General features: G+C 40.5%; 10 protein-coding genes and 1 riboswitch. All 10 genes read left to right on the top strand.

The genetic code is table 11. The annotated features are described in order from the left end of the window. The first annotated feature begins 74 nt into the window (after positions 1–74). The 10 genes from JET18_RS11155 to JET18_RS11110 all read left to right on the top strand — a co-directional run bounded on the left by JET18_RS11155 (position 75) and on the right by JET18_RS11110 (position 21,672). On the top strand, positions 75–2,912 hold the full coding sequence (locus tag JET18_RS11155; protein WP_202091091.1) for an alpha-amylase family glycosyl hydrolase: 2,838 nt from the start codon (positions 75–77) through the stop codon (positions 2,910–2,912). A 228-nt stretch (positions 2,913–3,140) separates the two neighbouring features. After that, positions 3,141–3,249, top strand: a riboswitch (SAM riboswitch). A gap of 96 nt (positions 3,250–3,345) precedes the next feature. Beyond that, the gene (locus JET18_RS11150) at positions 3,346–5,769 is read left to right on the top strand and encodes a TonB-dependent receptor plug domain-containing protein (RefSeq protein ID WP_202091089.1); all 2,424 of its coding nucleotides are present in this window, start codon (positions 3,346–3,348) and stop codon (positions 5,767–5,769) included. Positions 5,770–5,777: 8 nt separating this feature from the next. After that, positions 5,778–7,076, top strand: a complete 1,299-nt coding sequence (locus JET18_RS11145) for an APC family permease (protein ID WP_202091087.1) — start codon at positions 5,778–5,780, stop codon at positions 7,074–7,076. 895 nt (positions 7,077–7,971) lie between these two features. Beyond that, positions 7,972–9,057, top strand: coding sequence for a peptide chain release factor 1 (gene prfA / locus JET18_RS11140; protein ID WP_202091085.1), 1,086 nt, complete (start codon positions 7,972–7,974; stop codon positions 9,055–9,057). Between the two features lie 63 nt (positions 9,058–9,120). Beyond that, on the top strand, positions 9,121–9,795 hold the full coding sequence (locus JET18_RS11135) for a hypothetical protein (protein ID WP_202091083.1): 675 nt from the start codon (positions 9,121–9,123) through the stop codon (positions 9,793–9,795). A 152-nt stretch (positions 9,796–9,947) separates the two neighbouring features. After that, positions 9,948–11,984 (top strand): prolyl oligopeptidase family serine peptidase, encoded by a 2,037-nt coding sequence (locus JET18_RS11130; RefSeq protein ID WP_228728539.1) that lies wholly within the window; start codon positions 9,948–9,950, stop codon positions 11,982–11,984. A gap of 135 nt (positions 11,985–12,119) precedes the next feature. Continuing rightward, entirely contained in the window at positions 12,120–15,155 is a 3,036-nt protein-coding gene (locus JET18_RS11125) for a reprolysin-like metallopeptidase (protein WP_202091079.1), read from the top strand. A gap of 238 nt (positions 15,156–15,393) precedes the next feature. After that, positions 15,394–18,354, top strand: a complete 2,961-nt coding sequence (locus tag JET18_RS11120; protein ID WP_202091077.1) for a reprolysin-like metallopeptidase — start codon at positions 15,394–15,396, stop codon at positions 18,352–18,354. A gap of 138 nt (positions 18,355–18,492) precedes the next feature. Continuing rightward, on the top strand, positions 18,493–20,613 hold the full coding sequence (scpA, locus tag JET18_RS11115; protein ID WP_202091075.1) for a methylmalonyl-CoA mutase: 2,121 nt from the start codon (positions 18,493–18,495) through the stop codon (positions 20,611–20,613). Between the two features lie 78 nt (positions 20,614–20,691). Beyond that, positions 20,692–21,672 (top strand): M28 family peptidase, encoded by a 981-nt coding sequence (locus JET18_RS11110; protein ID WP_202091073.1) that lies wholly within the window; start codon positions 20,692–20,694, stop codon positions 21,670–21,672. Positions 21,673–21,801: the final 129 nt, after the last annotated feature.

The raw sequence follows: 21,801 nt of genomic DNA, 5'->3' as shown, positions 1-21,801 counted from the left end.
TTTTGTATTGATTTTTCACTTTAAAATGAAGTATAAAAAAGAAAATAAATCCTATATTCGATAAAAATAAATAAATGAAAAAGTTTTATTCTCTTGTTTATCTGTTTGTTGCCGCACTTGTTTTCGGGCAGATCAACTATACCATAACGCCCAACCCATTCAATGAAACTGATGCTATAACATTAACAGTTCCAGGGAATCAGATTGATGAAACAGCATGGGGTGTCTCCAACAATGCCGTGTATATCTGGTCGTGGTCTTTTGATACCAACTATCAGAGCAGTCAGGATTGCCCTACCAATGGAAGCTGGAACAATTCCAATGAGCTTAATAAACTTAATTATAATTCGGGAACTGACACTTATTCTTTAACGTTTACCCCAACAACTTTCTACGGAAGAACGGGAATCGGAAGATTTGGTTTCCTGTTAAAAGATAAAACGGGTTCGCATCAGACCTCGCCGGATATTTTTGTCAATGTCGGTATTTTAAATCTGAATCTGACCAATCCGCTGGCAAACAGTCTTACGACGGTCCCTGTAGGAAATTCAATTAATATCACGGCGACAACAAATGTTGATGCCACCTTTCAGCTGAAGGCTAACGGAACGGCAATCAATTCCACAGTGACGCCTTCACAATCCTATAATTACAGCTATACAGTAACCCAGGATGCTAATATGGAACTGATTGCAACAGATGCAAATTCCAATTCAAGGAATGTCACATTTATGCTGCAGACGCCAAGAACGGTAATTTCAGAAGCGGTTCCTGGCTGGATCCGTCAGGGAATTAATTACGATCCTGCAGACCCCACAAAAGCAGGCCTTGCTCTGTACGCGCCGCATAAAAACTTCGTTCATGTCATCGGAAGTTTTAATAACTGGACGGTAAACGATACCTATTTGATGAAAAGAGATATCACAAATCCGGACCTTTACTGGATTGAGCTGACCGGACTGACTCCTCAGCAGCTGTATACCTTCCAGTACAGAACAAATGATCTGAAAATTGTGGCCGATCCGTATTCACCGCAGATACTTTCGTCATATGATGATCAGTGGATCTCGGCTTCAACCTATCCGAATTTGCCGCCGTTTCCTGCGGGTCAGAGTTTTGAGGTTTCTACAATCAAAACCGGACAGGTACCTTACAGCTGGCAGGTGACGAATTTTCAGAGACCGGCTAAAGAAAATCTGGTGGTTTATGAATTGCTGCTGAGAGATTTTACCCAGGAAAAAAACTGGCAGTCGCTGATCAACAAAATAGCTTACCTGAAGAATTTAAATATCAACGCAATTGAGCTGCTTCCCATCATGGAATTTGAAGGAAATCTGTCATGGGGTTATAATACTTCCTTCCATTACGCACTGGATAAAGCGTACGGAACTCCTGAAAAATTCAAAGAATTTGTAGATATGTGTCATCAGAACGGGATCGCTGTGATTTTAGATATTGCATTCAACCATGCAACGGGCCGTTCACCACTGGCCAGACTTTGGAATATTGATCCGGATGGAGATGGTTTCGGAGATATTGCTGCTAACAATCCTTATTTCAACCAGGTTCCCAAGCACTCGTACAATGTGTTTAATGATTTTAACCACAGCAGTCCTTCAACGCAATATTACGTTGAAAGAAGCCTTCAGCAGTGGCTTACGGAATATCATATCGATGGATTCCGATGGGATTTGACCAAAGGATTTACCCAAAACTGCTCTGAAAATGATGAAAGCTGTACCAATGCCTATCAGCAGGACAGAGTAGATATTCTGAAACATTATGCGGACAGACAATGGGCCATAGATCCCAATTCTTATATGATCTTTGAGCATTTGGGAACAGATGCGGAAGAACAGCAATGGGCAAATTACAGAGTTGCAGAAGGAAAAGGAGTAATGCTCTGGAATAAACAGACCGAGCCTTACAATCAAAACACGATGGGGTATGTGGATAACAGCAATTATGACAGAATGAACCACTCCCTTCACGGATTTACCAATATGCATGCGGTAGGATATGGAGAAAGCCACGATGAAGAAAGACTGATGTTTAAAAATCTTGCTTACGGAGCCGTTAACGGAAGCTACAACATAACAAATCTGAATACAGCCCTTGAGAGAATGAAAACCTTCGGTGCCACATTTTTCACCATTCCTGGTCCGAAAATGATCTGGCAGTTTGGCGAGCTTGGCTATGAATTCAGTATCAACAGATGTGCGGACGGTTCCATCAACAGCGGATGCCGTACCGATGAAAAGCCTGTTGCCTTTACTTTAGGATATGATACCAATGCGAACAGAAAAGCCATTTATGATACCTGGGCTAAAATAATCAACATCAGAAATGCCCATCAGGTTTTCAAATCAAAAACATACAGTATTGAATCCAACAATCTTACGAATGATCCGAATGGATTGATTACCAGGATTTATGTTTATGATCCTTCAATCAGCGGAATGAAGAATGTCGTGGTTTTAGCTAATTATACAACGGCTGCCCAGAATGTGGTTCCTTACTTTCCTTATGCGGGGCAGTGGCAGAACTTAATGGATAATTCTATCTCAAATTTTGCCTCTACAACAACTCCGATTATGCTGCAGCCGGGAGAATTCAGGATTTTCGGAAATTATGCAGGGGCACTTTCAACAGTTGATGTAAATGCAGTTCATAAACTGTCACTTCAGATTGCTGATAACCCGGTGAAAAACGGGGTCGCCAAATTGATTTATCATAAAGCTAAAAATGGGGAGATCACTATTTTCGATATGAGTGGCAAAAAACTGGATTCATTTAAATTAAACAATGAAAACGGAACCTACGAATTGAAAGCAGGCTATCCGCCGGGAACTTATCTGGTTCATCTCCGCTCTGAAACAGGGGTTGCAATCCAGAAGATGATTATTAAATAAAAGATAGGAGGGGTAATGAAAGTTATCCCTTTTTTATTTTTTTGACCACAGATTTTTATGTTTTAAGCAGGCTGCGTTTCACTTCTGAATTAATCTTTATAATGTTAAATTCAACACAGTCATCCGTGCAAATCTGTGAAATCAGCGGTTAACTTAAAAAACTTCTGCAAGATCATCTTGTAATCCTCTTTTTTGGTCAATTAAAAAGATTAGTCTACTTTTGCAGTAGATTTATCAAGAAAGGTGGAGGGATTTGGCCCTATGAAACCTTAGCAACCTGCACGGCTCTAAAAAGTGTAAAGGTGCTAATTCCAACCCGTTGAGGGGAAGATGAGAAAAGTCAATATTCTGACAACAATTCCATTTCTTGAAGTCTTTTTTAGCTGCGGATGAGGTCCGTGGAAGGATTGTTTATTAAAATTCAGAGACAAAGATGAAAAAATTAAGCCTGTCGGTTATACTTCTGGGAGCAGTTTTGGTCAGTGCCCAGGAGCAGGAAAAAGGAACCCAGATTGAAGACGTAGTGATCGTAGGAAACCGGAATGCAAAAAGAACAAAGCTGGAAACTCCGGTTCCTGTAGATATTATCAATATAGAAAAACTGCAGAAATCTGCGCCTCAGACTACCGTTCAGGATCTTCTGAACTATGTGATTCCGTCGTTTAATACGGTGAGACAATCGGCTTCAGACGGGACAGAGCATATTGATCCTGTCACTTTAAGAGGAATGGGGCCAGATCAGGTGCTTGTTCTTATTAATGGAAAAAGAAGGCATACCACTTCCCTGGTGAATTATCAGAACACGGTAGGAAACGGATCTGTAGGAACGGATCTCAGTACCATTCCGGTGATCGCTATTGACCGGATTGAAGTATTGAGGGATGGAGCAGCAGCCCAGTACGGTTCTGATGCCATTGCCGGAGTCGTGAATATTATTCTGAAAAAAGATATCGGAGCATCTGCATCAGCTTCTTACGGAATCAGTGGAAGAAATGACGGTGAAACCTATCAGGCTGGAATCAATTACGGATCTTCTCTTGGAAAAAAGGACAGCTATGTAAATCTTTCGTTACAGCTCAGCCACAGAGGAAAGACAACGAGAACCCAGAATCATGACCTGGATATTTTCGGAGACAATTTTGCCTATGCGTTTGCGGCTGATCCTGATGCCGCAAGACTGGCTGATGATCAGGAACTGGCCAGAAGAGGGCTTACCCGCAATGATTTTAACTTCCAGATCGGGGATGCCCAGATCAGACAGGCTCAACTGTTTTTTAATTCCGAATATCCTTTAAGTGAAAGTTTTAAACTCTATTCTTTCGGAGGATTCAGCATTAAAGAAGGAAAAGGTTTTGGTTTCAGAAGGCTGCCGGGTGAAAAATCCAATGTGGTTGAATCTATTTACCCAAACGGTTTTCAGGCTTCCCTGGGATCGCAGGTCTACGATTTTTCCTATGCCGTTGGTGCTAAATATAATGTTAATAACTGGCTGGTTGACCTGAGCAATACATTCGGAAGCAATACCTTCAACTATAATGTCAATAATACCAATAATGCTTCTTTAGGTGCAAAATCTCCCACAGGTTTCTATGCGGGAGCTCACAGTTTCCTTCAGAATACGGTAAATCTTGATGTTTCTAAAAATTTGAATCAGTTTAATGTGGCATTCGGAGGAGAATTCCGTTTTGAGCAATACCAGATCAAAGCTGGAGATGAAGCTTCTTACACCAGGTATGATGTGAATGGAAATCCCGCAGGTCCCGGATCTATAGTGGATGGGACAAATGGAGGATCACAGTCGTTTATCGGTTTTTCACCGGATAATGCCCTGAAGAAATCCAGACATTCAGCGGCAGTATACGCAGATGTTTCTTATGATCTGGATAAAAAATTAAATATAGACCTTGCCGGAAGATTTGAAAATTATTCAGATTTTGGGAACACCCTGAACGGAAAACTGGCCGTGAGGTATGAGTTTATCAAAAATTATGCAATAAGAGCGGCGATAGGAACAGGTTTCAGAGCGCCATCCCTTCAGCAGCAGTATTTTAATAATTCCTATGCCGATATTTCAACTTCAGGATCAGGAATTGTAACAAAAGGAATTTTCAGAAATGACAGTGACGCGGCCAGAGCACTGGGATTCGATAAGCTGAAGCAGGAAACTTCAGTGAATGCCAGTGCCGGATTTACATTGAGACCTCTAAACAGGCTGTCGGTTACTGTGGATGGATACTGGATCAAGGTGAAAGACAGAATTGTTATTACCAGCAATATTACAGACCCTAGACTGGAACCGTACAATGTAGAAAGCGGAAGGTTTTTTGCCAATGCCATTGATACGGAAACCAAAGGAGTAGACCTGGTCATCGCCTACGACTTGAAACTGGGCGGCGGAAATTTAAACATCAATTTAGCCGGAAACTATACGGAAACCAAGATCACAGACTTCCACTTTCCTGAAAAGCTGGTGCCTACACAGGATCAATTCTTCGGACCGGATCAGATCAATATCATAGAAACCCTTTCGCCTAAGACAAAAGCATCGCTCGGATTGAATTATGCCGTTGGAAAATTCAATTTCATGGTGAGAAATACGTATTTTGGTCAGGTCATAAGAGACGGCTACCCATTTGGAAAGGTTCAGAAGTTTTCGCCTAAAGTGGTTACAGACGTAAGTGTAGGCTATGATATAACGAAAAATATTAATCTGACCGTAGGAGCCAATAATGCCTTTGATGTGTTTCCTGACCTGCAGATCTATGAGAATTCCTATTATGGAGTGTTCAAATATGCTCCGGTTCAGATGGGAACACTGGGAAATTACTTCTTCGGAAGGCTTAACTTTAATTTTTAAACTGCTGAATGAGTACTGCTTCACATCAGATAGGCTGGAAAACGGCCGCCGCTATTGTAGTTTCCAATATGATTGGGACCGGGATCTTCACGACGTTAGGTTTCCAGTTGTCTGATATCACCAATACCTACAGCATCTTTCTGCTGTGGATCATCGGCGGGATTCTGGCTTTGTTCGGGGCATTCTGTTATGCCGAGCTCGGCTCTTATTTCAAAGGGAATGGTGGCGATTATATTTATCTCAAAGAAACTTATCATCCCATATTCGGCTACCTTGTAAGCTGGATTTCCCTGATCATAGGATTTTCTGCACCGGTTGCTTTGGCCGCGCTTGCGATGTCAAAATACCTTTCAGCTTTTAATTACACCTTTGGAAACGGTTTTGCCATTGGAATTATCTTTCTTGTGGCGGCCGCCTTATCATTCAGCCTTAAAACATCGAGCCGGTTTCACAATTTTTTCACCTTTATCAAGGTGGCTTTTATCATTGTTCTGGTTATTTTAGGCGTGTTTCTTTCTGGCTCTGATGCCGGAAACAGCCTGGAATTTGGAAACAGCTGGCAGGGCGAGATCATGCTTCCCGCATTTGCAACCTCACTGGTTTTTGTGACTTATTCCTATACAGGATGGAATTCTGCGTCCTATATTGCGGGTGAAATAAAAGATGTTCAGAAAAATCTTCCGCGGGCTTTAATAGCAGGAACTGTTTTTGTGACGGTAAGTTATCTTCTGGTTAATTTTATTATGCTGAAACATGCCCCTGTAAGCCAGATGGCCGGAAAAGAAGATGTGATGGGTGAAGCGGCGGGCAATATGCTGGGGAACGGCTTTGGAAAAATTGTCAATGTTTTTATCGCCTTACAGCTGATTGCTACCATCAGTGGTTATCTTTGGGTAGGGTCGAGGCTTACACAGGCTTTTGCAAAAGAAAATCATCTTTGGCGGTCGCTTGCTGTAAATAATAAAAAAGGAATTCCGGTCAGAGCTATTTTTGCCCATGCCTTGATTGCTTCAGTAATTATTCTGACGGGTAGTTTTAAAGAAATCTTCGTGTACACTGCTTTTATCCTTCAGTTATTCGCCAGCCTTTCCATTTCTACAGTTTTCTTCCTTAAAAAAAGCCAGCGGAAAATATTTAAATCCAATGTATTCTATGTTTTCCCAACCGTTTTTCTCCTTTTCAGCATCTATATTCTCTATTTTACATTAATTCATAACCCTAAAGAGAGCATCATAGGGCTTGGAATTGTCGCCTTTGGATTGATTTTATATTTAATTGACAGGAAGTTTTTTAAAAATGTTCAATAATAAGGTGTTAGAAATAGAAACTTTTTGTTTCAAGGCTAAAGAATCTCATAAAATATTTATGAAATCAATTCCGGTAAATTGTTGGTTATCGCTAAGGCGATATTCTTTTCATACAATATGTTGTTAAGGCGCAAGGATTTTATCTTCGATAAAATTTAATACTGCTGATTATTTGAACGATGACTAATTGATTTTGATAACTGCGATAAATTGACATAGGAAAATGGAGCGTTAAGAAAATAAATGCTGTGAACGTTAAGAAAATTCTACTGTCTGAAGCGCGGGACGGGAATTGAAACGAAAAGCAACAGTACATACGCGCAAGTTTTAGAATTTTTAGAGAGCAGAATTTATTTTTAGCGGAAGTTTCCCGGTCTTGAATTTTTGATTCTTTTGTTTCAAGACAAAAGAATATTGTACAATATTTTGGAGATTAATCTCTGTAAATTGTTGGTTATCGCTAAAACGCTATTTTTTTCAAGCAATGTGTTATTAAGACGCAAGGATTTTATCTTCGATAAAATTTAATACTGTTGATTATTTGAACGAATACTGATTGATTGTAGTAACTGCGATAAATTGACATAGGAAAATGGAGCGTTAAGAAAATAAATTCTGTGAACGTTAAGAAAATTCTACTGTCTGAAGCGCGGGACGGGAATTGAAACGAAGAAGTAAGTGTACATCCGCGCAAGTTTTAGAATTTTTAGAGAGCAGGATTTATTTTTAGCGGAAGTTTCCAGGTCTTGAAATATCATTCGTCGACTTTATGGAGACAATTTTTGATTCTTTTGCTTCAAGGCAAAAGAATAGATCCCAAATACTTATACTTTATAAAAATGGCATTGAGTTTTGAATTAATAATTCTTATCTTTGCACTCTCAAAAATTGCAGAATGTCTAAATCATTAATTCCAAAATTAGAAGCTATTAAACAAAGATATAATGAGGTTGCCGACCTTATTATACAGCCTGATATCATTTCAGATCAAAAAAAATATTCTTCTCTGAACAAAGAATACAGTGATTTGGGCAAAATTGTAAAAGTTTATGACCAGTACAAAGGTGCTTTAGATTCGATCGAAGAATCTGAAGAAATCATCGCGGATGGCTCAGACAGAGATCTGGTAGATCTTGCTAAAGAAGAAAAACTGGAAGCTCAGGCTAAACTTCCCGGATTGGAAGAAGAGCTGAAAGTTCTTTTGATTCCTAAAGATCCTGCAGATGACAAAAACGTTATTGTAGAATTACGTGCCGGAACAGGAGGTGATGAAGCTGCTATTTTTGTGGAAGATGTGTACAGAATGTATACCATGTATTTCAAAACGAAAGGCTGGAGACATGAAGTAACGGATTCTAATGAAGCAGCAAAAGGCTACAAGGAACTTATCATGAAAGTAGAAGGAGAAGGCGTTTACGGAATTATGAAATTCGAATCCGGAGTTCACCGTGTACAGCGTGTTCCTGAAACAGAATCTCAGGGAAGAGTTCATACGTCTGCCATCACGATTGCCGTATTACCGGAAGCTGAGGAGGTGGATTTTGAACTGAATCCTGCAGATATCGAAATGCAGACATCACGTTCAGGTGGAGCCGGAGGTCAGAACGTAAACAAGGTTGAAACTAAAGTTCAGCTGACGCACAAACCTTCAGGAATGGTGGTGGTTTGTCAGCAGGCACGTTCCCAGCTGGCTAACCGTGAGCTGGCCATGGAAATGCTGAGAACCAAGCTATATGATATAGAATTGCAGAAAGTTCAGGGAGATATTGCCGCACAGCGTAAATCCATGGTTTCTACGGGTGACCGTTCTGCAAAGATCAAAACCTACAACTATCCTCAGGGAAGGGTAACGGATCATAGAATCAACAAATCTATGTATAATCTGGATGCCTATATGAACGGAGATATTTCTGATATGATCGATTCTGTGATCATGGCGGAAAATGCAGAGAAGATGAAGGGAGAAGAAGAAAATTATTAAAATATACACAGCTCTTGAATTTCAAGGGCTTTTTTTTGCATCAGATCATACAAAATATTAATTATGAAATTGTTTAAAATTATTCTATTCCTTATGCTGGGAGTGATGAGCCAGAATCTCGCAGCACAGGCAGAAGTAAAGAACCCGAAGGAAGTTTTTGAAATGTATTTCGGAACCTTTGTCAGTAATGATACCGCTGTTTTAGACAAACTGAATGACTATTTAAAACCTACAGTGGAGGGAGAAACCGCTTATCAGGTAGATTTTAAAACCGTCAGCCAGGACATGATGAAAGAAAGTACGGACAACTTTTTATCTGCATTTTCCAAAACCACGGCGGATGCCTGCAGAAAAGAAGCGGAAGATTACTTTACAGCCATGATGGGAAATTTTAAAGCCGGAAAACTGACCGTGAAAGACGTGAAAGTTGTTCAGAATGAATACATTGAAGACCAGAAAATCGCTGAGGTTACGTATTCGGTAAGTTTCAAAGTTCCTGCAAAATTCTCGGATATTCCTACAGGCGATATTAAAACGGTAAAACCTGAAGAGCTTAAGAAATATCTGGTTCAAAGTGTTCAGGACTTTAAAAATGCAGATAAAACCGTAGTAACAGAACAGAAATTCAGCCTGTATCAGTTGAATGAGGGCGGAAAAATATACTATTGGAACGGAAGTCCGGATGAAATAGTTTCAGGATTAACTGATTTCTATTTCGAAAGTTTCGGAACAAAATAATAAGATGAATATATCTGATTAAAGCTCTGGTCTCAGGGCTTTTTTTATTCCACATACTTTACGTATTTTTGATAAAACCCTTGATTATGAATTTTAAACCTTTTTTATTAACTGCTGGAGTTCTTTTTTCAGCAACTTTTTATTCTCAAAAAATGAATTATCCTAAAGCGATCAAAGGAAGTCAGACAGATACCTATTTTGGAAATGCTGTTTCTGACCCTTTCAGAGATCTGGAAAATGATTCTGATGCTACGAAGAAATGGGTAGATGAAGAAGTGGCGTACAGCCAGAATTACCTTTCAAAGATCCCTTTCAGAAACAAAATCAAGGATCAGCTGAAAGATATCTGGAACTACGAAAAAATTTCAGCCCCTTTCAAAGAAGGAGATTATACTTATTATTACAAGAACGACGGTCTTCAGGCTCAGTCGATCTTATACAGAACGAACAACAAGACAAAAGCAACGGAAATATTTTTAGATCCGAATAAATTTTCAGAAAAAGGAACCACTTCACTTTCCAATCTGTCATTCAACAAAAAAGGAAACCTTGCGGCTTATTCCATTTCTGAAGGCGGAAGCGACTGGAATAAGATCATTATCATAGATGCTGTGACGAAAAAGCAGATCGATGAGACGATCCTGGACGTAAAATTCAGTGGAATTTCATGGCAGGGTGATGAAGGTTTCTATTATTCAAGCTACGACAAACCGAAAGAAGGAACCGTACTTTCCGGAATGACGGACAAGCATAAAGTGTACTTCCATAAATTAGGAACAAAACAGGCAGAAGACAAGCTGATCTTCGGGGGCGACAAAACTCCGAGAAGATACCTTGGTGCCGGTGTTTCTGAAGACCAGAGATACCTGATTGTTTCTGCTGCCAACGCAACGAACGGGAATGAGCTTTATATCAAAGACTTAAAGAAAGGCGGTGATTTCGTTCAGATCGTTAAAGGATTTGATATCAATGCCAATATTGTGGATACGCAGGGTGATGACCTGTTTATTTTCACCGATAAAGACGCACCGAATATGCGTCTGGTAAAAACCAGCATCACAAACCCTTCTCCGGATACCTGGAAAGATGTGATCCCGCAGACAGAAAATGTTTTGGGAATCTCCTCAGGCGGAGGATATTTCTTTGCAACCTACATGATTGATGCTATTGACCAGGTGAAGCAGTTTGATAAAACAGGAAAACTGGTAAGAGAAATTACGCTTCCTGGAAAAGGAAATATCGGTGGTTTTGGCGGAAAAGAAGAGGAAAAAGAACTTTATTTCTCTTTCAGCAACTACATCACTCCGGGAACTACCTATAAATTTAATGCAGATTCAGGGAAATCGGAAATCTATCAGAAGCCGAAAGTGAAATTCAATCCGGATGATTATGTTTCTGAGCAGGTGTTTTATACCTCAAAAGACGGAACCAAGATCCCGATGATGATCAATTATAAAAAAGGAACGAAGCTTAACGGTAAAAACCCTACCATTCTTTATTCCTACGGTGGATTCAATATCAGCCTTCAGCCTTCATTCTCAGTAGTGAATGCGATCTGGATGGAAAACGGAGGAATTTATGCGGTACCAAACATCCGCGGCGGCGGCGAATACGGGAAGAAATGGCATGATGCAGGAACGAAGACCCAGAAGAAAAATGTTTTTGAAGATTTCATTGCAGCCGGAGAATATCTGCAGAGCAAAGGCTATACGTCAAAAGAATATATGGCATTGTCAGGAAGATCAAACGGAGGACTGCTTGTAGGAGCTACCATGACCATCCGTCCGGATCTTGCTAAAGTGGCATTCCCTGGAGTAGGCGTACTGGACATGTTGAGATACAATAAATTTACAGCAGGTGCAGGCTGGTCATACGACTATGGAACGGCGGAAGACAGCAAAGAAATGTTTGAATATCTTAAATCCTATTCCCCGGTTCACAACGTGAAAAAAGGAACATGCTATCCTTCCACCATGATCATTACCAGCGACCATGATGACCGTGTTGTTCCGGCGCACTCCTTTAAATTTGGGGCAGAGCTGCAGGAAAAACAAGGCTGTAAAAATCCAATTCTGTTGAGAATTGAGAAAAATGCAGGCCATGGAGCAGGAAGAGCAACCGATCAGGTGATCAGCGAAAATGCGGATCTTATATCATTTGCCTTATATGAGATGGGAATTAATAAATAAATAGAAAAAATAAAATTTTAACGAAAGTGGCTAATTTAATTAAAATTAGTCACTTTTTTTAATGGTGCTATGTAGTAAATTGTTATTTTTGTTGTGGATATTTAAAATTTATTAATTCTATTCATGTAGTTCATTATGAAAAAAAGAATTTTACTCGTTTGTGCTTTGACAGCTGGTGTGGCCAGTTTCAATGCACAGAGATGGGAGCCTGCGTCGCAGAAAACATCTCAAATCAGAAAAGAGGTTGAAGTAAAATACTCGTATAGAGTAGACCTGGCCTCACTTAGAGGTATTCTAAAAGATGCTGTAGAAACAGGAAAAGGGGCGCAGGCCGTTATTGTTTCCCTTCCTACAGCAGAAGGAAAAATTGAAAAGTTTGCCGTATACAGCAATCCTGTAATGGAAAAGTCTATGGCGGACAGATACCAGTTGGGTTCTTATGTAGGAGTAGGTGTGGATGACCCTTCTAAATATGTAAGATTCAGTACATCTCCAACGGAAATGCAGTCTATGATTATCAAAGACGGTGTTTTCCAGTTTATAGAGCCTATCACTACAGATAAGCAGACTTATGGAGTATTCTATAAAACAAAAAGAACAAATAGCGAGCAGGGGTTTGAATGTGGGACCAATGAAACCAACATCAAAGATATCCAGCTTTTAAAGCAGAACGGAAAAAAAAATCTTTCTAACGTAGGGATTACCAACAGACCGGCAAGCACAAAATACAGAACATACAGGCTGGCCATGTCTACTACAGGAGAATATACAGCTTATTTTGGAGGTATTCCAGGAGCGGTAACGCAGATCAACAATACAATGACCAGGGTAAACGGAGTTTTCGAAAAAGACTTTGGGATTAAACTTCTTCTTCAGGATTATCAGAATATTATTTATCCTGCGGCGGCTACAGATCCTTATTCAGAGTCCGGACCGGGTGTAGATGATGGATTGTGGAACGGAGAATTAATGAATGTTCTTCACAACAACGTTGGAGAAGCCAATTTCGATATCGGTCACTTATTTGGTGCTGATGGAGGAGGCGGTAATGCCGGATGTATCGGATGTATCTGCAGCGATGATATGACATTGAACCAAGGTTCGCCGGTAGCTTACAAAGGTTCCGGATTTACTTCTCCTGCCAACGGAATTCCATCCGGAGATTCTTTTGACATCGATTACGTAGCACACGAATTAGGACACCAGTTAGGTGGAAACCATACCTTCTCACATAATACAGAAGGTTCCAATGTAAATGTAGAGCCGGGAGGTGGTACTACCATCATGGGCTATGCAGGAATTACAGGGGATAATGTACAGATGAGCTCTGATGCTTATTTCCACTACGCTTCAGTAAACCAGATTCTTAACAACCTGGATTCTAAAACAACCTGTGGTGTTTCTCAGAATATTACAACCAACACGGCACCTGTTATTGCTCCTCTTACAGCATACAGCATTCCAAAAGGAACAGCTTATTATTTAGAGGCATCAGCAACAGATACAGATCCTATTAAATACACTTGGGAGCAGTATGACAGTGTAAATGATGATGCTACTATTTCCGGAGATGCCGGATGGGGGTACAACTCTATGGGAGCATTAACGAGATCTTATTTCGGAACAACAAGCGGAAGAAGATATTTCCCGAGCCTGCCTTTGGTAATGAACGGAACTCTGACTAAAAAAACCGACCCTGCACAAGATACAACTCCAAACTGGGAAACGGTATCTTATGTTCCAAGATTATTGCATTATGCAGTAACGGTAAGAGATGAGAATGCACAAAGACCAATGCTTTCTTCTTTAGAAACTACTGTAAATGTAGGTAACGACGGACCATTTAAATTCAGCGGTCTTACCACTGCTACAGTTCTTTATAATAACGCATCAAACACCATTAAGTGGGACGTAGCCAATACTACAGCTGCTCCTTATAATGTGGCTAACGTTAAAATAGACTATACAGCAGATAACGGAACTACATGGACAGACCTTGTAGCTTCTGCACCAAATACAGGAAGCTATACTGCACAAATGCCGGCAAGCTTAACAGGTGCTGTTAAATTGAGAGTATCAGCAATCAACAATATTTTCTACGCAGTATCTCCTGCTGTAACTATTGGTACTGCACCAACTTCTACTACAGCTGCGCCAACAGGATTATCCACTACATCTGCGGATATTCTTAAAAACTCAGCGGTAATTTCATGGAACAGTGTACCGGGAGCAACTACTTATTCTGTAAACTACAGAAAAATAGGGGCTGCAGCCTGGACTAACGCGACAAGCACAACGAACTCATTATTGGTGTCTGGGCTTGAAGACGAATCAGCTTATGAAACTCAGGTGGCTGCTGTTGTAAACAGTGTACCTGGAAGCTACTCTTCAAACTATGTTTTCAAAACAAAACCATTGGCAACAGGAATCAACTACTGTATCTTAAATACAGGGTATAATGCTGTAGGAAACATCGCAAGAGTACAGCTTTCCAATGTGAACCACATCGATACCAACGTTAGATCTTACAAAGATGTAAGCGAAATCCCTACAAAAATAATCAACCTGATCAGAGGAAACTCTTATCCGATCACTATTTTCGGATTGTACAACCAGAGTGCTCCTATGACTTATAATGTTTGGATTGACTATAACAGAAACGGTGTTTACGAATCCACTGAAAAAGTGTACACCAGCCCTGCAACCAACTACAGCCAGGTGTCAGGAGGTTTAGGTGTAGGAAACGTTGCAGGTAACTTTACCGTTCCGGCTTCAGCACTTGTAGGAAACAGAGTTGTGGGAATGAGAGTAGCCAGTAACTATTCTTCTGCATTAAGTAATGCTTGTGGTACCAACGGCAGCATAACAAGCGGAGCAGGAAGTGTAATGGATTTCTCAGTGAGAATTTTTGGATCAGCACTGGCTGTAGATGAAACCAAAGAAACCAATACTGAAGTTGAAATTTATCCAAACCCGGCAGATAATTTTGTAGGCGTTACCAACCTTAAAGGAAAAGCGGATTACAAAATCTACAGCGCAGACGGAAGATTGGTTCAAAGCGGTGATGTTACTGATCAGATCATTAACGTAGCTGGTTTAACTAAAGGAATGTATGTGGTAACCATCAAAGATGAGAAAAACACGTACACCAACAAGCTTATCAAAAAATAATAAGTAAGTACATCTATAATGAAGACCGGGCATTTGTCCGGTCTTTTTATTTAACAGCCTTTTTAATTATTCTTAAATGTTTAAGAAAATATCAACATCCTAAAATGAAGGCTGGGAATAATCTTTCATCCTTATTTTAATATTTTAATATGAAATGTCTTTTTTTGTGATAGTAATGTGGTTTAAATTTTTATTTTTGTAAAAAATGGATAGTATTTTTTAATAATCTATGTGAATTATGAAAAAGAAAATTTTACTAGTTTGTGCTCTGGCTGCCGGTTTGGCTTCTGCTAATGCACAAAGGTGGGAACCTGCATCCCAGAAAACTTCTCAAATCAGAAAAGAAGTTGAAGTTCAATACTCATACAGAGTAGACCTGGCATCGCTTAGAAATATTCTGAAAGATGCTGTAGAAACCGGTAAAGACGCAAAACCTGTGATTGTTTCTCTTCCTACAGCGGAAGGAAAAATTGAAAAGTTTGCCGTATACAGCAATCCTGTTGCTGAAAAATCTCTGGCCGATAGGTACCAGCTGGGGTCGTATGTAGGGGTAGGAGTTGATGATCCTGCCAAATATGTAAGATTCAGTACTGCACCTACTGAGATACAGTCTATGATTATCAAAAACGGAGTATTTCAGTTTATAGAGCCTATCACTACAGATAAGCAGACTTACGGGGTGTTCTACAAAACAAAAAGAACAGCCAGTGATAATGGATTTGAATGTACTACAGAAGAGAAAAATACCAAGGATATCAAATCACTGGAAATTCATGGAAAAAATAATCTTTCCAATATAGGAATCACCGACAGACCTTCCATTACAAAATACAGAACCTATAGACTGGCTCTTTCCACGACTGGAGAATATACCAAGAAATTTGATCCTGCCGGAGGAATAGTGAATACGGTAATCCAGATGCATGCCACCATGACCCGTGTGAATGGCGTATTTGAAAAAGAATTTGGGATCAAAACAATTATTCAGGATATTCCGGCCATTATATATACAGATCCTACAGCAGATCCATATACCGGAAATTTAAATCTTAACCTTCAGCAGACCCTGACCTCCGTGGTGGGTAATGCAAACTATGATATGGGGCACGTATTCAATGCTGCCGGAGGAAACGGAAATGCAGGTTCCATTGGATCTACATGTAAAGATCCTACAAGTGCCACTAACCTGGCTAAAGGATCCGCATTCACTCAAAATACAAACCCTGTAGGAGATTTATTTGACATTGACTACGTAGCCCACGAAATGGGGCACCAGCTTGGTGGAAACCACACATTCTCTCATTCATCTGAAAATTCAGGAGTTAATATAGAACCGGGAGGAGGAACTACCATCATGGCATATGCAGGAATTACAGGAGATAATGTACAGATGAACTCCGATGCTTATTTCCATTATTCCTCAATCAATCAGATATTAACCAGTCTGGACGGGAAAACAGCATGTGGAACATCCGAAGACATTACAACCAACACAGCACCTGCGATTTCACCTCTTACGGCAAAAACTATTCCCAAAGGAACAGCTTACTATCTTGATGCATCCGCAACAGATGCACAGAGCGATCCGTTTACCTACACATGGGAGCAGTATGACAGTGTAGGAGGCAACAACACCATTTCCGGAGACAGCGGTTGGGGATACAACACCGAAGGAAGTATAGCAAGATCATATTTCGGAACAGTAGGCGGAAGAAGATATTTCCCAAGTTTTACTGCTGTAATGGACGGAAAACTTACGGATAAGGCAAATTGGGAAACCGTGTCTTATATTCCAAGAGTTTTAAAATATGCTGTAACATTGAGGGATGCAAACCCTGTAAGACCAATGGTTTCTTCTTCGGAAACTACAGTAACGGTAGGAAACGATGGACCGTTCAAATTTAACGGGCTTACCGCGGCTTCAGTATTGTATAATAATGCATCAAACACCATTCAGTGGGATGCGGCCAATACAACAGCTGCCCCTTATAATGTAGCAAATGTAAAAATAGATTACACCGCTGATAACGGCGTTACGTGGACCGATCTTGCGGCTTCAGTACCAAACAGTGGAAGCTATACAGTTCAGATGCCTGCAAGTTTAACAGGAGCTGTTAAATTAAGAATATCCGCATTGGGTAATATATTCTATGCGGTATCTCCGGCAGTAACCGTCGGGACAGCGCCGACATCCACTTCAGCTGCGCCAACAGGCGTTTCCGCAATAGATTCTGAGGTGTTCAAAACTACAGCAAGAGTATCCTGGAACAGCGTACCGGGAGCAGCTACTTATTCTGTAAACTATAGAAAAGCAGGAACTACAACCTGGTCCAATACAACAAGTACAGTGAATTCTGTAGCTTTGACAGGTTTGGAAGATGAAACAAACTTTGAAGTACAGGTGGCAGCTGTAGTAAACAGCGTGCCTGGAGCTTTCTCAACGAATTATACCTTCAAAACAAAAGGATTAAAAACAGGAATAGATTACTGTTTGCTAAACACAGGCATCAACCAGTTGGGTACCATTGCCCGTGTTCAGGTTTCCAATGTTAACTATCAGGACGGAACTTTCAGATCATACAAAGATGTAAGTGAAAACGCAGCGCAGATCGTCAACCTTACAAAAGGAACTCAATACAATATTTCCGTATTGGCGGGAAGTTCTTCCAGTTATGGGCAGTATCCGTTTACTGTAAATGCATGGATCGATTACAACAGAAACGGCGTTTTTGAAGCCACTGAAAAAGTAATGACCTCCAATTCTGTAGCTGGAACAAGAACAGAAACAGCCAGTTTCACTGTTCCGGCAACAGCTTACAGCGGTGATAAATTATTGAGAATGAGAGTAGCCGGGAATTTCAACGGAGCTTTGGCCAATGCTTGTGGAAATACCAACCAGGCGGGAAGCGTAATGGATCTTTCAGTGAAAATCACCAGCGGATTAGCAGTAAATGATGTGAACAATCCAAAAGGTTCAGAAGTTTCTATTTATCCAAACCCTGCAGATACTTTCGTAGAAGTGAAGAACCTGAAAGGAAAAGCGGATTACAGCATCTTCAGTGCAGACGGAAGATTGGTTCAGCAAGGTCAGACAGACGGTAGCAACAGAATTAATGTAGCATCACTGATCAAAGGAATGTATGTGATCACTCTTAAAGATGACAAAAACACGTACAATACAAAACTGATCAAAAAATAATAAGTAAGTACATCTATAACGGAGACCGGGCATTTGTCCGGTCTTTTTTATGCTTTAAAATTCAGTAAAACTGAGAGTTAACATAAGTTTCATGTTTCGTTCAAAAAAATTAACTTTACGCAGACAAAAATTATTGGAATGCGAAAGACAATTTCTGTGAAAAAGCCGGATTTTAATATGGAACCTCTGGAAAGAGAAATCTATAATTTTGAAAAAGACGGTTTAGAGTTAAAATCATCTTACACCCCAAAAGATGTTAAAAATGAACCTTTAACGCAGACTTCTCCAGGAATTGCTCCTTACCTCAGAGGCCCGTATTCCACCATGTACGTGCAGAAGCCGTGGACGATCAGACAGTATGCGGGGTTTTCCACAGCAGAAGAATCCAATGCATTCTACAGGAGAAACCTTGCAGCAGGACAAAAAGGACTTTCCGTAGCCTTCGATCTGGCTACACACCGCGGATATGATTCAGACCACTCAAGAGTGGTTGGAGACGTGGGAAAAGCCGGAGTAGCCATCGATTCCGTGGAAGACATGAAGATTCTTTTCAATGAAATTCCATTAGACCAGATTTCCGTGTCGATGACCATGAACGGAGCGGTACTTCCTATTTTGTCTTTCTACATCGTTGCCGCAGAAGAGCAGGGTGTAAAGCAGGAATTGCTTTCAGGAACCATTCAGAATGATATTCTCAAAGAATTCATGGTAAGAAATACCTACATTTATCCGCCCGCACCTTCCATGAAAATTATTGCAGATATTTTTGAATATACTGCCCAAAACATACCAAAATTCAACTCTATTTCTATCTCCGGATACCATATGCAGGAAGCAGGAGCCACTCCCGTACTGGAAATGGCCTATACCCTTGCAGACGGTCTGGAATACGTAAGAACAGGGATAAAAGCAGGGATGAATGTGGACGATTTTGCTCCAAGACTTTCATTCTTCTGGGCCATCGGAATGAACCACTTTATGGAAATTGCAAAGATGCGTGCCGCAAGATACATCTGGGCTACTCTTTTGCAGCAGTTCAATCCGCAGAATCAGAAATCTCTGGCATTAAGAACCCATTCCCAAACCTCAGGCTGGTCCCTTACAGAACAGGAACCTTTCAATAATATTACAAGAACCGCTATTGAAGCTCTTTCTTCAGCTTTAGGCGGAACCCAGTCGCTGCATACCAACGCACTGGATGAGGCCATCGCCCTTCCTACTGACTATTCAGCGAAAATTGCGAGAAATACCCAGATTATCCTTCAGCAGGAAAGCGGAATCTGTGACGTGGTAGATGCTATGGGCGGAAGCAATCTTGTGGAAAGCCTTACCCAGCAGATGATTGAAGAAGCCATGAAATACATCGATGAGGTAGAGCAGGAAGGAGGAATGACGAAAGCGATCGAAGCCGGAATTCCAAAAATGAGGATCGAAGAAGCTGCCGCCAAAAAACAGGCTAAAATAGACAGCGGCGAAGAATTTATCATTGGTGTAAATTCATTCAGAACAACCCTGAAACAGGACGGGATTGAGATTCTGGATATCGACAATACGGAAGTTAGAAGAAAGCAGATCGAAAGACTCGAAAAAATAAAAGCTGAAAGAAATCCGGAAGCCGTAACAGAAATCCTGAACGACATCCGTGAAAGTGCAAAAACAGGAAACGGAAACCTTCTTGCTTTATGCATTGAAGCGGCGAGAAGAAGAGTAACCCTTGGCGAAATGAGTGATGCCATGGAAGAAACTTTTGGAAGATATAAAGCGAATATCAGAACAATATCCGGAGTATATGCTATGAATGCAGGGAAAAACGAATATTTTGAAAAAGCCCTTCATCTGACTCAGAAATTTGAAGAAGAAGAAGGACGCCGTCCAAGATTGATGGTTGCTAAAATGGGCCAGGACGGCCACGACAGAGGCGCAAAAGTAGTAGCCACTGCTTTCGCAGATATGGGATTTGATGTCGATGTGGCACCATTGTTCCAGACTCCTGAAGAAGTCGCCAAACAGGCCGTAGAAAATGACATCCACATCCTTGGGGTTTCTTCCCTTGCAGCAGGACATAAAACGCTGGTTCCACAAGTCGTGGAAGAATTGAAGAAACTGGGTGCAGACGACGTCACCATCGTGGTAGGAGGAGTTATCCCACAACAGGATTATGAATTCCTTTATGCAAACGGAGCCGATTTTATCTTCGGTCCCGGAACCAATCTTCCCAAATGTGCCGTGGAAATTCTGGAAAGATTTCTGGAAAATTAAATAAAAACTTACAGTCTCATTAAGGTTTGGCGGAAAAGTATTAATTTCAGGAATTCCAAACATAAAACAAACCGTGAGATGAATTTTAACAACCTAATAAAGCCTGCAGCCAGTAAGATCATTATTGTTGCAGGCTTGATTTTTATAGCCGTGTTTTGTTTTGCGGCAGATTGTAAAGATAAGCCTGTCCAGAAATCTCCGGTTCCGGCTGATATTAATTTGGTTAAAAGCCATCTTACGGCTCTTACACAAACTCCGGAGTTCAGAAACCATAAAAATATTGACCAGCTGAACACTGTGGCTGAATACATCCGTCAGAATTTCAGTAAATATGGCGACAGTACAGCCTTTCAGGAATATCCTGTTGATGGAAAGATCTATAAAAATGTCATTACATCATTCGGGACAGAGCATAAAAAAAGAATCATCATCGGAGCGCATTATGACGTTTGCGGAGACCAGCAGGGAGCAGATGACAATGCTACGGGAGTTACAGCCTTGCTGGAGCTGGCAAGAATGCTTAAACGTCAGAAGCTGAACTACAGGATAGATCTTGTGGCGTATACACTCGAAGAGCCGCCGTACTTCCGAACTGAAAATATGGGAAGTTATATCCATGCCAAATCTCTGAAAGACAATCATGTTGAGGTCTACGGAATGGCAAGTGTGGAAATGATCGGATATTTTAAAGATGAAAAAAACTCACAAAGCTATCCGCTGGGCATGCTGTCCTGGGTGTATGGCAATAAAGGAGACTTCATTACACTGGTTAAAAAGTTCAGTGCCGGAAATTTTGTTAATAATTTCACCACAAATTTTAAAGAAGCCAACCAGATTAAAACAGAAACTTTTACCGCACCGAAATTCGTCACAGGAACAGATTTTTCAGATCATCTTAACTATTGGAAACTTGGATATTCTGCCCTGATGATCACCGATACGTCATTTTTTAGAAACAAAAATTATCATGAGCCCACCGACACTTTAGAAACGCTGGATCTCCCGAGAATGACCCAAGTGATAGACGGTATTTTTCTCAGCCTGATCCATTTGAAATAAAAAAATATTTTGATATTCAGAAAAAATATTATATTTGCACCTGAAAATCAAGTTTAACCCATTTAAAAAACAACGAAGCAATGTTCAAATTGAAACAAAATTCTTTAGCTGGAGTACCGCTTATGGTGG

It is taken from the genome of Chryseobacterium endalhagicum (assembly GCF_016745235.1).
Classification (GTDB): domain Bacteria; phylum Bacteroidota; class Bacteroidia; order Flavobacteriales; family Weeksellaceae; genus Chryseobacterium; species Chryseobacterium endalhagicum.
Note: the sequence above shows the minus strand (reverse complement) of the source record. Positions and strands in the feature narration are given on the sequence as shown.

Excerpts from the sequence above, each read along its gene's own strand:
- JET18_RS11110 (WP_202091073.1), top strand. The coding sequence starts at position 20,692 with ATGAATTTTAACAACCTAATAAAGCCTGCAGCCAGTAAGATCATTATT.
- JET18_RS11130 (WP_228728539.1), top strand. The coding sequence starts at position 9,948 with ATGAATTATCCTAAAGCGATCAAAGGAAGTCAGACAGATACCTATTTT.
- scpA (WP_202091075.1), top strand. The coding sequence starts at position 18,493 with ATGCGAAAGACAATTTCTGTGAAAAAGCCGGATTTTAATATGGAACCT.
- prfA (WP_202091085.1), top strand. The coding sequence starts at position 7,972 with ATGTCTAAATCATTAATTCCAAAATTAGAAGCTATTAAACAAAGATAT.
- JET18_RS11120 (WP_202091077.1), top strand. The coding sequence starts at position 15,394 with ATGAAAAAGAAAATTTTACTAGTTTGTGCTCTGGCTGCCGGTTTGGCT.
- JET18_RS11145 (WP_202091087.1), top strand. The coding sequence starts at position 5,778 with ATGAGTACTGCTTCACATCAGATAGGCTGGAAAACGGCCGCCGCTATT.
- JET18_RS11155 (WP_202091091.1), top strand. The coding sequence starts at position 75 with ATGAAAAAGTTTTATTCTCTTGTTTATCTGTTTGTTGCCGCACTTGTT.
- JET18_RS11125 (WP_202091079.1), top strand. The coding sequence starts at position 12,120 with ATGAAAAAAAGAATTTTACTCGTTTGTGCTTTGACAGCTGGTGTGGCC.
- JET18_RS11150 (WP_202091089.1), top strand. The coding sequence starts at position 3,346 with ATGAAAAAATTAAGCCTGTCGGTTATACTTCTGGGAGCAGTTTTGGTC.
- JET18_RS11135 (WP_202091083.1), top strand. The coding sequence starts at position 9,121 with ATGAAATTGTTTAAAATTATTCTATTCCTTATGCTGGGAGTGATGAGC.